The sequence below is a fragment of the Pseudomonas sp. WS 5503 genome (assembly GCF_012985385.1).
Lineage (GTDB): Bacteria > Pseudomonadota > Gammaproteobacteria > Pseudomonadales > Pseudomonadaceae > Aquipseudomonas > Aquipseudomonas paracarnis.
The window spans coordinates 74612-87703 of the sequence record NZ_JAAQWI010000003.1; the positions used below are offsets into that span (position 1 = coordinate 74612).

At 61.3% G+C, this 13092-nt stretch carries 12 protein-coding genes; 10 read left to right on the forward strand and 2 right to left on the reverse strand.

The genetic code is table 11. The features are described from left to right. Nucleotides 1-16 precede the first annotated feature (16 nt). The 6 genes from HBO10_RS09480 (at nt 17) to HBO10_RS09505 (ending at nt 5842) form a co-directional block, all read left to right on the forward strand. Entirely contained in the window at nt 17-340 is a 324-nt protein-coding gene (locus HBO10_RS09480) for a hypothetical protein (RefSeq protein WP_034125446.1), read from the forward strand. 80 nt (nt 341-420) lie between these two features. Continuing rightward, a complete protein-coding gene (locus HBO10_RS09485) occupies nt 421-735 on the forward strand; it encodes a RebB family R body protein (RefSeq protein WP_003187550.1) in 315 nt (104 codons plus the stop codon). Between the two features lie 50 nt (nt 736-785). Continuing rightward, entirely contained in the window at nt 786-1100 is a 315-nt protein-coding gene (locus HBO10_RS09490) for a RebB family R body protein (protein ID WP_003187551.1), read from the forward strand. Nucleotides 1101-1519: 419 nt separating this feature from the next. Next, nucleotides 1520-2962, forward strand: a complete 1443-nt coding sequence (gene gabD / locus HBO10_RS09495; RefSeq protein ID WP_003187552.1) for an NADP-dependent succinate-semialdehyde dehydrogenase — start codon at nt 1520-1522, stop codon at nt 2960-2962. 177 nt (nt 2963-3139) lie between these two features. Beyond that, on the forward strand, nt 3140-4417 hold the full coding sequence (gabT, locus tag HBO10_RS09500) for a 4-aminobutyrate--2-oxoglutarate transaminase (RefSeq protein WP_014716416.1): 1278 nt from the start codon (nt 3140-3142) through the stop codon (nt 4415-4417). Between the two features lie 222 nt (nt 4418-4639). After that, entirely contained in the window at nt 4640-5842 is a 1203-nt protein-coding gene (locus tag HBO10_RS09505; RefSeq protein WP_034125447.1) for an HDOD domain-containing protein, read from the forward strand. A gap of 141 nt (nt 5843-5983) precedes the next feature. Here the strand turns inward: HBO10_RS09505 and HBO10_RS09510 are convergent, their stop codons facing one another. Then, nucleotides 5984-6985: a sensor domain-containing diguanylate cyclase gene (locus HBO10_RS09510; protein WP_034125448.1), complete on the reverse strand. Its 1002-nt coding sequence runs from the start codon at nt 6983-6985 to the stop codon at nt 5984-5986. A gap of 188 nt (nt 6986-7173) precedes the next feature. Beyond that, nucleotides 7174-8358, reverse strand: a complete 1185-nt coding sequence (gene desA / locus HBO10_RS09515) for a delta-9 fatty acid desaturase DesA (protein WP_003187559.1) — start codon at nt 8356-8358, stop codon at nt 7174-7176. A gap of 166 nt (nt 8359-8524) precedes the next feature. Here desA and dibA point away from each other — a divergent pair, with 166 nt between their 5' ends. The 4 genes from dibA to cysT all read left to right on the forward strand — a co-directional run bounded on the left by dibA (nt 8525) and on the right by cysT (nt 13092). Then, complete coding sequence (gene dibA, locus HBO10_RS09520) at nt 8525-10441, forward strand: phosphodiesterase DibA (RefSeq protein ID WP_034125449.1); 1917 nt, start codon at nt 8525-8527, stop codon at nt 10439-10441. Nucleotides 10442-10737: 296 nt separating this feature from the next. Beyond that, the gene (gene oscA, locus HBO10_RS09525) at nt 10738-10920 is read left to right on the forward strand and encodes a sulfur starvation response protein OscA (protein ID WP_010565387.1); all 183 of its coding nucleotides are present in this window, start codon (nt 10738-10740) and stop codon (nt 10918-10920) included. Nucleotides 10921-11068: 148 nt separating this feature from the next. After that, the gene (locus tag HBO10_RS09530; RefSeq protein ID WP_003187562.1) at nt 11069-12079 is read left to right on the forward strand and encodes a sulfate ABC transporter substrate-binding protein; all 1011 of its coding nucleotides are present in this window, start codon (nt 11069-11071) and stop codon (nt 12077-12079) included. Nucleotides 12080-12273: 194 nt separating this feature from the next. Then, nucleotides 12274-13092: a sulfate ABC transporter permease subunit CysT gene (cysT, locus tag HBO10_RS09535; protein ID WP_032894195.1), complete on the forward strand. Its 819-nt coding sequence runs from the start codon at nt 12274-12276 to the stop codon at nt 13090-13092.

Genomic DNA, 13092 nt, shown 5'->3' on the forward strand with positions numbered 1-13092 from the left:
ACCCAAGGAGATCGACATGGCACCCCCTTCCACACCCTCGGTCCTGTCCACCGACGACCGCCAACGGCTCGAAGCGATGCTGCGCAACCCGCAGATTTTCGCCGGAACGCCCCAGGCCATCGTCGACGAAACCCTCAAGCGCGCCACCCAGGTGCTTGAGCAATCGAAGGCCAACGAACAAGCGCTCAAGAACGCTGCCCTGCAACGTGAAGCGGCCCTGCGCCAGGTGTTGGACGGCGCAGCTCCCGACCAGGATGCGCAACGCAAGGAAGTGCAGGCATTGATCCAAGGGTTGATCGCCCAGATTGAAGCGGCGCTGGGCCCCACTACGAAACCTTGACCCTGCGTTTCACAGCGCCTGTTTCGCAACGTTCATTGATGAACACGGAATGCACCGTGTACTAAATAAGGAAATTGATCATGCCATTAGTCAACGAGCAAATTACCGACGCGGTCACCCAGACCAATGTCAAAGTGGTGGCCGAATCGCCTGCGATGGCGATGAGCACTATCTATCAATCCATGGCGCAGGCCACGGCGATTCTGTTCCAGAACGCGGTGTCGGCCCAGCAGCAGCAAAACACCCTGGCCCAGGCGGCCACCAACCAGGGCGTGATGCAGATCTACAGCGTCGATACCACCGCAGGTGCGGCGGCCACCGAGAAAGTCGCCCAGGGCGGCGTGTCGGATAACCTCACCAGCCTGTTGACCGTGCTCAAGTCGTTCCAGCCTTAAGCACTGAGCAATAACGGATGTTGTTCTTTCTCAACCCAGGAGTTTCAACCATGAGTACAGTCAGCCCGCAAATCACCGATGCCGTCACCCAGACCAACGTCAAGGTGGTTGCCGAATCACCCGCGATGGCCATGAGCACCATCTATCAATCCATGGGCCAGGCCACGGCGATCCTGTTCCAGAACTCGGTCTCGGCCCAACAGCAACAAAACACCCTGGCTCAGGCGGCCACCAACCAGGGCGTGATGCAGATCTACAGTGTCGACACCACCGCTGGCGCCGCCGCCACCGAAAAAGTCGCCCAGGGCGGCGTGGCCGACAACTTGACCAGCCTGCTGGCCGTGCTCAAGTCGTTCCAACCTTAAGCTGCAAGGCCCCCAACAGCCCCGGCGCCCACAAGGCTCCGGGGCTGTTGTCGTGTGGGCACTTGATCCGAAAGATGCGCCGGATGCGCCATGTTCGTTCTTTTTTTCGAACATCCTATTGCCCTGTACCCCCATTGATCCTAGGATTCGTTTGAGATTTCAAACGCTCTGTCTCCCGTGCGCTTTTCACCTATCCTGGCGTGCTGGACTGATTTCCCTGACGGCAGCCCAGGTTGATGTCGTGTAGGAGCGAGCTTGCTCGCGAAAATCGTTAACGATGACGTCGCGCTTCTGGTTTTACGCGGCGCCTTTGAATTTTTCGCGAGCAAGCTCGCTCCTACAAAGACATCGCCCACAAGGCGCCTTTCAACAACTCTAATTCGCTCCGCGTGCGCGCGGTGCTGTTAAGGAAAGCCGACATGCAGCTTAAAGACACCCAGTTGTTCCGCCAGCAAGCCTTTATCGATGGCGCTTGGGTCGATGCGGACAATGGTCAAACCATCAAAGTCAACAACCCGGCCACGGGCGAAATTCTCGGCACCGTGCCGAAGATGGGCGCTGCGGAAACCCGCCGCGCCATCGAAGCCGCCGACAAGGCCCTGCCAGCCTGGCGTGCGCTCACCGCCAAGGAGCGCGCCAACAAGCTGCGCCGCTGGTTCGAGCTGCTGATCGAAAACCAGGACGACCTCGGCCGCCTGATGACCCTCGAACAAGGCAAGCCGCTGGCCGAGGCCAAGGGCGAAATTGTCTACGCCGCCTCCTTTATCGAGTGGTTCGCTGAAGAAGCCAAGCGCATCTATGGCGACGTGATCCCCGGCCACCAGCCCGACAAGCGCCTGATCGTGATCAAGCAGCCTATCGGCGTGACCGCCGCCATCACCCCGTGGAACTTCCCTGCGGCGATGATCACCCGCAAAGCCGGCCCAGCCCTGGCCGCCGGTTGCACCATGGTGATCAAGCCGGCCTCGCAAACCCCGTTCTCGGCCCTGGCCCTGGTTGAGCTGGCGCACCGCGCCGGTATCCCCAAAGGCGTGCTCAGCGTAGTCACCGGCAGCGCTGGCGACATCGGCGGCGAGCTGACCAGCAACCCCATCGTGCGTAAATTGTCCTTCACCGGCTCGACCGAAATTGGTCGCCAACTGATGGCCGAATGCGCCAAGGACATCAAGAAAGTCTCCCTGGAGCTGGGCGGTAACGCACCGTTCATCGTGTTCGACGACGCTGACCTGGATAAGGCCGTCGAAGGCGCGATCATCTCCAAGTACCGCAACAACGGCCAGACCTGCGTCTGCGCCAACCGCCTGTACATCCAGGATTCGGTGTACGACGCCTTCGCTGAAAAGCTCAAGGTGGCGGTGACCAAACTGAAGATCGGTAACGGCCTGGAAGACGGCACCACCACCGGCCCGCTGATCGACGAAAAAGCCGTGGCCAAGGTGCAGGAACATATCGCTGATGCCCTGAGCAAAGGCGCCAAGTTGTTGGCCGGTGGCAAGGTGATGGAAGGCAACTTCTTCGAGCCGACCATCCTGGTCGACGTGCCGAAAAACGCCGCCGTGGCCAAGGAAGAAACCTTCGGCCCGCTGGCGCCGCTGTTCCGCTTCAAAGACGAAGCCGAAGTGATCGCCATGTCCAACGACACCGAGTTCGGCCTGGCTTCCTACTTCTACGCCCGCGACCTGGGCCGTGTGTTCCGTGTGGCCGAGGCCCTGGAATACGGTATGGTCGGCGTCAACACCGGGTTGATCTCCAACGAAGTGGCGCCGTTCGGCGGCATCAAGGCCTCGGGCCTGGGCCGTGAAGGCTCCAAGTACGGGATCGAGGACTACCTGGAAATCAAATACCTCTGCCTGGGTATCTAAGGCACGGGATTGCAGTAAACGCAGAGGGCACGAGAGCGCTGCCCCTTTGCGTGTTTCACATGGTTATTCGCAGTGGCCGGGAAAGCTGTGGCAGTCGATCATCGCATGCTGCCGTAGTTGCCTCCCCGCCACCTATCCTTGAGCCACGCCGCCCGATGAGCGGCGAATGAGGACTTTATGAGCAAGACCAACGCATCCCTGATGAAACGCCGCGAAGCCGCTGTACCGCGCGGTGTTGGCCAGATTCACCCGATCTTCGCTGACTCCGCGAAGAACGCCACCGTGACCGACGTTGAAGGTCGCGAGTTCATCGACTTCGCCGGCGGTATCGCCGTGCTGAACACCGGCCACGTGCACCCGAAAATCATCGCGGCCGTGACCGAGCAACTCAACAAGCTGACCCACACCTGCTTCCAGGTATTGGCCTACGAGCCCTACGTAGAAGTGTGCGAAAAAGTCGCCGCCAAAGTGCCAGGTGATTTCGCCAAGAAAACCCTGCTGGTCACCACCGGTTCCGAAGCGGTGGAGAACGCCGTGAAGATCGCCCGCGCCGCCACGGGCCGTGCCGGTGTGATCGCCTTCACCGGCGCCTACCACGGCCGCACCATGATGACCCTGGGCCTCACCGGTAAGGTCGTGCCTTACTCGGCCGGCATGGGCTTGATGCCGGGCGGCGTGTTCCGTGCGCTGTACCCGAACGAACTGCACGGTGTGAGCGTCGACGACTCCATCGCCAGCATCGAGCGCATCTTCAAGAACGATGCCGAGCCGCGTGATATCGCCGCCATCATCATCGAGCCGGTGCAGGGCGAGGGCGGCTTCTACGTCGCGCCGAAAGCCTTCATGAAGCGCCTGCGCGAACTGTGCGACAAGCACGGCATCCTGCTGATCGCCGACGAAGTGCAAACCGGTGCCGGCCGTACCGGTACCTTCTTCGCCATGGAACAGATGGGCGTTGCCGCCGACCTGACCACCTTCGCCAAATCCATCGCGGGCGGTTTCCCGCTGGCCGGTGTGTGCGGCAAGGCCGAGTACATGGACGCCATCGCCCCAGGCGGCCTGGGCGGCACCTATGCCGGTAGCCCGATTGCCTGCGCAGCAGCCCTGGCGGTGATGGAAGTGTTCGAAGAAGAGCACCTGCTGGACCGCTGCAAGGCCGTGGGCGAGCGCCTGGTGACTGGCCTCAAGGCCATCCAGGCCAAGTACCCGGTGATCGGCGAAGTGCGTGCCCTGGGCGCGATGATCGCGGTCGAGCTGTTCGAAGACGGCGACACCCACAAGCCAAACGCTGCCGCTGTTGCCTCCGTGGTAGCCAAGGCACGTGACAAGGGCCTGATCCTGCTGTCCTGCGGCACCTACGGCAACGTGTTGCGCGTACTGGTGCCGCTCACCTCGCCGGACGAGCAGTTGGACAAAGGCCTGGCGATCATCGAAGAGTGCTTCTCCGAACTCTGACCAACCTTAGTCACTGTGGCGAGGGGGCTTGCTCCCGCTGGGGCGCGAAGCGGCCCCGCTCTTTGATTTGGGACTGCTGCGCAGTCCAGCGGGAGCAAGCTCCCTCGCCACAGGTTACAGCCCGTACAAAAAAACCGCTTCGGCGGTTTTTTTGTGCCTGCTTCATTGTACGCACGCGCCTGCATTGTCTAAGGTGCAAGCATTGCCGATGGAGCGTGCTGGATGACTGCTGTTGATTTACCCGCTGTACCCCGAGTGTTAATCGCCGAAGCAGACCCTTGGTCGCGGGACCTGCTCAAGCAAGTGCTGTTGAATGTGCGCTGTGACGCACGGCTGGATGTGTGCGCCGATGGGCAGCACGCCGCTACGCTGTTGGGAGAAAAAACCTATGACCTGATCCTGGCGGATTGGGAACTGCCGGGCGTGGATGGCCTGAGCCTGCTGCGCAGCGTGCGCCAGAAGCGCCGTTCGCTGCCGTTTATCTTGCTGAGCAGTCGTAACGACAGCGCCAGCGTGCGCGAAGCCTTGCCCCTGGCGCCCACCGCCTACCTGACCCGCCCGCTGAACATGGAAAGCCTGACCCAGCGCTTGCAAGACCTGCTGCTCAACGAAGGCGAAAGCGTGTACTGCGAAATCCCACCGCTGGCGCCGGGCATGACCTTGCCAGCCTTCCTCGAGCGGCGCCGCGAGGTCTGCGATGGGGCGCCGTTGCGTGTGGATGTGAAAACCGCCGTGCAACGCAGCCTGGGGCCCGAAGGCCTGGACCTCAAGCAGTTGGAAGACCAGGTGCACAGCGACCCGCAAATCACCGCCGTATTGATCGCCGCCGCCAACAGCGCCGGCTACCACGGCACGCCAGTGCAGACCCTGTCAGAGGCCCTGCATAAGTTGGTGCCCGGCCAGAGCATGAACCTCATCCTGGGCCTGGCGCTCAAGCACAACGTGGTGTTGGGCGACCCTGGGCTGGTGGCCTACGCCGAGCGGCACTGGCAATTGTCCCAGGACAGCGCCGACTACGCCCGGCGCCTGGCGCGCATGCTGGAGCTCGACCACCAGCGCTGCTACAGCGCCTGCATCCTGCATCGCTTGGGCGACCTGGCCTTGTTGCGCTGCCTGGAAGACTGGCGCCAGGGCGGCGGCGCCCTGGATGATGAAGCCATCGGCGAATCTCTCGACGCCTTTGGCGCCGCCTACGGTTCGGCGTTGCGCACGCGTTGGCGCTTGCCGCTGGAGCTGCGGCAGTTGATCGCAGGGATCTATTCACTGGAAGGCGGGGTGTATTCGCGCGAAGCCCTGGTGGTGAACCTGGCGGTGCAAATGGCGCGGCTGACCGAGCACGAAGGGCTGGAAGAACTGGCTGGCAGCAAGACGGCGCGGCTGCTCAAGGTCGGCTTGTCGGAACTGACCCGAGTGCGCAAAACCTGAAACCCACACCGAACGCATGTAGGAGCGAGCTTGCTCGCGAAAAACGTCAACGATGACGCGGGCTTCCTGGATAAACGCGGCGCCTGTGAGTTTTTCGCGAGCAAGCTCGCTCCTACAAAAAGGCATAAATGCCAAGCGGTGTTACCCGGCGATAACACGGTTCTTGCCTTGGCGCTTGGCCTCGTACATCGCCGCATCCGCTCGCGCAAACAGGCTGTCGAGGGTGGAGTCATCTTCGCGCAGGCCGGCCAGGCCCTGGCTGACGGTCACATTGAATTCATGCCCTTCGTAGCTGAACACCAACGCCTGGATTTCCTTGCCCAGCCGCTCGGCCACCTGCAGGGCCATCTCCGGTGGGCAACCCGGCAGGACGGCGGCGAATTCTTCGCCGCCAATGCGCCCGAACAGGTCGCCACGGCGCAATACCCCGCGACCGCTTTCCGCGATGCGCCGCAGCACCTGGTCGCCCTCCAGGTGGCCGTAGGTGTCGTTGATGTCTTTGAAATCATCGATGTCCAGCAACAGGAACGCCAGCGGGGTGCCCTGCACGCAGGCGTTGTCGAAGGCCTGGTTGGCGAGTTCGAAGAAGTGTCGGCGGTTGCTGCTTTGGGTCAGTACGTCGGTGGTGGCGAGGCGATGGAGTTCCAGCTCAAGTTGCTTCTTTTCGGTGATGTCTTCGGCGATGCCCACCACGATCAGCGCTTCACCGGGCACCACCTGCTGGTTGATGTAGCACTTGTCACTCAACCAGCGGATCTGCCCGTCAGCGGTGATGATGCGGTACTCGCGGTCCTCCACGGCGCCCTGTTCCAGCACACGGGCCAGGCTGTGTTCGGCGTAGTCGAGGTCTTCGGGGTGGACGCTGTTGCGCCATTCACGGTGGTCGGCCAGCAGCAGGCCGGCGGAGCGGCCAAACAGGCGCTCGTACGCCGGGCTCACATACAGCACACGGCGTGTTTCCCAATCGATGGCCCACAGCACGGCGTTCACGCTGACCAGCAGGGAACTGAGCAGTTGCTCACGCTCACTCAGCCGCTCGACTTCACCTTGAGCATGCATAAGCGCCAACAGGGTCGCCGCCGCGGCCGGGCGCGGCGGCTCTGCGGTGGGCACATCGGGCAGGCTGGGCTTTTCGTGAACCATCGGTACAACTCTCTCTGGGCGCGCCGCAGGGTGCAAAAGCGGTCACTACAAGGGGTCACCATGATGGCGAAGTGTTCTTTGAGAGAGGGGAATTGCGGTGAAGTTCCGTGAACGGCGTGGATTGACGGTGCCCGGAAAATGGCGCCAAAAAGCCAGTGCGTGGGAGGGTGAACCCTCCCACGGCGCCCTCACGCTGCTGTAGGACGCAACGAGTAAGTCTTCAGCTGGTGGGCAAAATCGCGCAGGGATTGGATGCCACTGGCCTCGGCTTCATGCACCCATTCCTTGATCGCCGCCAGCATGTCGTGGCCGTTGGAACTGGTCTTGAGCCAGATCTGCTGCAGCGCCAGGCGCTTCTCGTAGATCACCGTGAGGGCATGGCTGTGTTCCAGCATGCTCTGGATGCGCAAGTGGTGGCGGTCTTCCAGCAGGCTGGTTTCCCGCGACAGCAGGCGCTTGGCGCGGTGGAACTGGTGGCGCACCGAATGATCGACCTTCTCCAGCTCCTGCTTGACCAACGGGCCAATCACCAACTTGCGGTATTGGGCCATGATCTGGAAGCGGTTGTTGAGGATCGCCATGGCGGTGTCCATGTCCAGGCTGCCCTTGCCTTCGACGCGGTGGGCGATGGGGGCCACGCGCTGCACCTTGGCCAGGCGCAGGAAGCTGAACACTTTTATCCAGGCCCAACCCAGGTCGAACTCCCACTTCTTCACCGACAGCTTGGCGGAGTTGGGGTAAGTGTGGTGGTTGTTGTGCAGCTCTTCGCCGCCGACGATGATGCCCCACGGCACCAGGTTGGTGGCGGCGTCACGGCATTCGAAGTTGCGATAGCCCACGGCATGCCCCAGGCCATTGATCACGCCGGCGGCCCAGAACGGGATCCACATCATCTGGATCGCCCAGATGGTGATACCGATGGTGCCGAACAGCAGCAGGTCGATCACGCCCATGAGCGCCACGCCCAACAGCGGGTAGCGCGTGTAGAGATTGCGTTCGATCCAGTCGTCCGGGCAGTTCTTGCCGTAAATGCGCAGGGTCTCGGGGTTTTCCGCCTCGGCGCGGTACAGCTCGGCACCTTTGCGCAGCACGGTGGACAAGCCCTTGATCACCGGGCTGTGCGGGTCATCGACGGTTTCGCATTTGGCGTGGTGCTTGCGGTGGATGGCGGTCCATTCGCGGGTGTTCTGCGCCGTGGTCAGCCACAGCCAGAAGCGGAAGAAGTGTTTAAGGCCGGCATTGAGCTCGAGCGAGCGATGGGCCGAATAACGGTGCAGATAGACAGTGACCCCAATAATGGTCACGTGGGTCATCAACAGCGTGACTGCCACCAGTTGCCAGGCGGACAGATCAAGAAAACCGTTGTACCACATAGGCTGTATGGCCCTCAGATAAAGAAAAAAACAGCACCCGCATTATCACTTCCTTTGCAGATAAAACCAGTCACCGTTTCAGATAAGACTTACAAAGTGTTTCCTACTCTATAATCCTGATCCTTTGTAGGGCGATTCTGGTTATTTAGTAAGGATTACTAAGCATATGCTGTTTTCATACCGAGGTGCCCTACGTGCGGGGTTGGTGTACCTGCTGGTTTCCATCCTTTGGCTCCAGCTCAGCCATTACCTATTAATCAACTTTATCGATGAACCCCTGGAGCTGGGGCGCTGGCTGCAGGCGCGCGGTTATGTGTGGGTCAGCCTCAGCGCCTTGGTCATCTACTGGATAGGCCGGCGTTTTGCCCGTGCCCATGCGTTGCAACAACCCCTGAAAGAGAACCGCGAGCGCCTGCGCCAGGCCGCTGCGGTGTTCGATTGCACCCGCGAAGGGGTGCTGGTCACCGATACCCAAGGGCTGATCGTGCACGTTAACCGCGCTTTCATGGAGATCACCGGCTACCAGTGCGAAGACGTCATGGGCCAACGGCCAAGCCTGTTCAAGTCCGGGCGCCACTCGGCGCATTTCTACCAGCAAATGTTCCAGGCCCTGCAAAGCACCGGCGAATGGAGCGGGGAAATCTGGAACCGCCGTAAAAGCGGCGAGGTTTACCCCCAGTGGCAAACCATCCGGGTGATTCATGATGACCAGGGCCAGGTCAGCCACTACGTGGCGGTGTTTTCGGACATCAGCGCCATGAAGAACTCCGAGCACGAATTGGCGCACCTGGCCCATCACGACCCGCTCACCGACCTGCCCAACCGCCTGCTGTTCACCGATCGCGCCGAGCAGGCCCTGGCCTCCGCGCAGGTGCATAAACGTGGCTGCGCCCTGCTGTTGATGGACCTGGACCACTTCAAGATCATCAACGACAGCCTCGGCCATAACGTTGGCGATCAGTTGCTCAAGTTGGTGGCCGAACGCCTGAGCGGCCTGTTTGGGCCGGGGGTTACCCTGGCGCGCCTGGGGGGCGACGAATTTGCCGTGCTGGCAGAAAGCTGCCCGCAGGTGGTGCAAGCGGCGGCTTTGGCGCAGCGCATGCTCAACGCCATGAAGGATCCGTTCATTTTTGACGGCAACCAGCTGTTTATCAGCGCCAGTATCGGTATCAGCCTGTTCCCCAGTGACGCCCTGAGCGCCGAGCAACTGTTGCGTAACGCCGATTCCGCGTTGTTCAAGGCCAAGAGCGCCGGGCGCGAAGGCTACGCGTTGTATACCGAAGAGCTGACCGCCCACGCCCAGCATCGGGTGGAAATCGCTGGCGAGCTGCGTCGCGCCCTCGACCAACATGAGCTGCGCGTTTATTACCAGCCGGTGCACGACCTGCACGACAGCCGTTTGGTCGGCGTTGAAGCACTGGTGCGCTGGCAGCACCCGGAACGCGGCCTGGTACCCCCGGGCGAGTTCATCCCCATCGCCGAGCGCACCGGACTGATTGCCGAGATCGATGCGTGGGTGATGGACCAGGCCTGCCGCCAGATGTGCCAATGGCTGGCCGACGGCGCGCCGCTGAGCTTTATCGCAATCAATGTCTCCAGCCGCCTGTTTGCCCGACGCGAGTTGTATGAGCAAGTGGCCCAAGTGCTGCACACCACTGGGCTGGACCCGGCCTTCCTGGAGCTGGAAGTCACCGAGAGCGCAGTGATGGACGACCCGGAAGTCGCACTGGAGCAACTGCACCGCCTGCGCGAACTGGGCCTGCGCCTGGCGATCGACGACTTTGGCACCGGCTATTCTTCGTTGTTGCGCCTCAAACGCCTGCCGGTGCAGAAGCTCAAGATCGACCAGGGCTTTGTGGCGGGCTTGCCGTGGGACGAAGACGACGCCGCGATTGTGCGCGTGGTGATCGCTCTGGCCAAAAGCATGGGCATGCAGGTGCACGCCGAAGGGATCGAGCAGGTGGAGCAGGCGCGGTTCCTACTGGATCAGGAATGCGACATGGGCCAGGGGTACTGGTTTGGACGGCCGATGCCGGCTGATGAAATCGACTGGACGCGGGCACCTCTGATCCGCCAGGACTGACGCGGTCAATGTGGGAGCCGGGCTTGCCCGCGAAGGCGGTGTGTCAGTCACTGCATGTGTTACTGCACCACCGCTTTCGCGGGCAAGCCAGCTCCCACAGGGGGCTGCGGCGCCTGTGCGTGGGAGTTTTTTCTGTGGAAACCCTCGCAACCCCATGCCCTATCAGAAAATTCTTTCTGGTTATATAAACATTCTTAAATAGTATTTTTAAGAATATCTGCGCTTATCTACTATCGCCCTCACGCCGCAAGCAGTGCCGCCACTGCCAGGCACTACTCATTTTCAGGAGCGAGACCATGAGCGCATCTCTACGTAGCGTTGACGGCCAGGACGAAGCAGCCATTTTGCGTGAAATCCAGAGCGCCCTGCGCGATCTGCGGTTTGGCGCGGTGGAAATCACCGTACACAACGCCCAAGTGGTACAGATCGAACGCAAGGAAAAATTCCGTCTGCAGAACCCGGGTAACAAACCCGCCTAAGAATAAGTCACCAGTAGGAGCGAGCTTGCTCGCGAAAAACGCCAACGATAACGCAGCGCATCAGGTTTAACCCGGTGCTCTTGGGTTTTTCGCGAGCAAGCTCGCTCCTACAGGGTTGCGCCAACATACAAGAATTTCAGGAGCTTCTATGTCGTCGATTCGCCGTTATGCCTTGGCCGCATTGGCCAGTGCCGTGTTTGCCGGTTCCGCCGTTGCCAAGGACTACGAGTTGCTCAACGTTTCGTACGACCCCACCCGTGAGCTGTACCAGGATTACAACGCTGAATTCACCAGCTTCTGGAAACAGTCCCACCCCGGCGACAACGTCAAGATCCAGCAGTCCCACGGTGGCTCGGGCAAGCAAGGCCGGGCGGTGATCGATGGGCTGCGCGCCGACGTCGTCACCCTGGCCCTGGCCGGTGACATCGACGAAATCGCCAAGCTGGGCAAGACCTTGCCGGAGAACTGGCAGACCCGCCTGCCGGACGCCAGCACGCCCTACACCTCCACCATTGTGTTCCTGGTGCGCAAGGGCAATCCCAAGGGCATCAAGGACTGGGGCGACCTGATCAAGAAAGACGTGTCGGTGATCACGCCCAACCCGAAAACCTCCGGCGGTGCACGCTGGAACTTCCTCGCCGCCTGGGCCTACGGCCTCAAGGCAGGCGGCAGCGAAGCCAAGGCCCAGGAATACGTCAAAGAGCTGTTCAAGCACGTGCCGATACTGGACACCGGCGCACGCGGTTCTACCATTACCTTCGTCAACAACGGCCAGGGTGACGTGCTGCTGGCGTGGGAAAACGAGGCGTTCCTGGCCTTGAAGGAAGACGGCGGCGCCGACAAGTTCGACATCGTCGTGCCGTCCCTGTCGATCCTGGCGGAACCGCCGGTGGCTGTGGTCGACAAGAACGCCGAGAAAAAGGGCAACACCGAGATCGCCACCGCGTACCTCAACCACCTGTACAGCCCGGCGGGCCAGGAGATTGCGGCGAAGAACTTCTACCGGCCACGGGATGAAAAAGTCGCCGCCAAATACGCCCAGCAGTTCCCGAAACTGGACCTGGTGACTATCGACAAAGACTTCGGCGGCTGGAAAACTGCCCAACCGAAATTCTTCAATGATGGTGGTGTGTTCGACCAGATCTACACGGCGCAATAATCAACACCGACTATTGCGCGGGGCTTGTTGTGGCGAGGGAGCTTGCTCCCGCTGGAGTGCGAAGCACTCCCAAAACCGGTACTCACGGTACATCGTGGTTGCCTGGTTCTGGGGCCGCTTCGCAGCCCAGCGGGAGCAAGCTCCCTCGCCACAGTGGGCCGCACGCATATCCGTTCCGCTAACCAAGGACTCTTATGTCGCGTCGTATCTCCCCCGTCATACCCGGCTTCGGGCTGACGCTGGGCTACACCGTCGTGTACCTCAGCCTGATCGTACTCATCCCGCTGGCGGCGATGTTTGTACACGCCGCTCAACTCACCTGGGATCAGTTCTGGAACATCATTTCCGCACCTCGTGTACTGGCGGCCTTGAAGCTGAGCTTCAGCACCGCGCTGTACGCCGCACTCATCAACGGTGTGATTGGCACTTTGCTGGCCTGGGTGCTGGTGCGCTACACCTTCCCCGGGCGCAAAGTCATCGACGCGATGATCGACCTGCCGTTCGCCCTGCCCACCGCCGTCGCCGGTATCGCGCTGACTGCGCTGTACGCGCCCAACGGCCTGGTCGGCCAGTTCGCCACGGACCTGGGTTTCAAGATCGCCTACACCCCCCTGGGTATCACCCTGGCGCTGACCTTCGTCACGTTGCCCTTCGTGGTGCGCACGGTGCAGCCGGTACTGGCCGATATCCCCCGGGAAATCGAAGAGGCCGCTGCCTGCCTCGGCGCCAAGCCGTTGCAAGTGTTCCGCTACATCCTAGTGCCGGCATTGCTGCCCGCCTGGCTGACCGGCTTCGCCCTGGCCTTTGCCCGAGGCGTGGGTGAGTACGGTTCGGTGATCTTCATCGCCGGCAACATGCCGATGAAAACCGAAATCCTGCCCTTGCTGATCATGGTCAAGCTCGACCAATACGACTACCGCGGCGCCACCTCCATTGGTGTGCTGATGCTGGTGGTGTCCTTTGTCTTGCTGCTGCTGATCAACCTGTTGCAGCGGCGCATCGAACGTCCATAA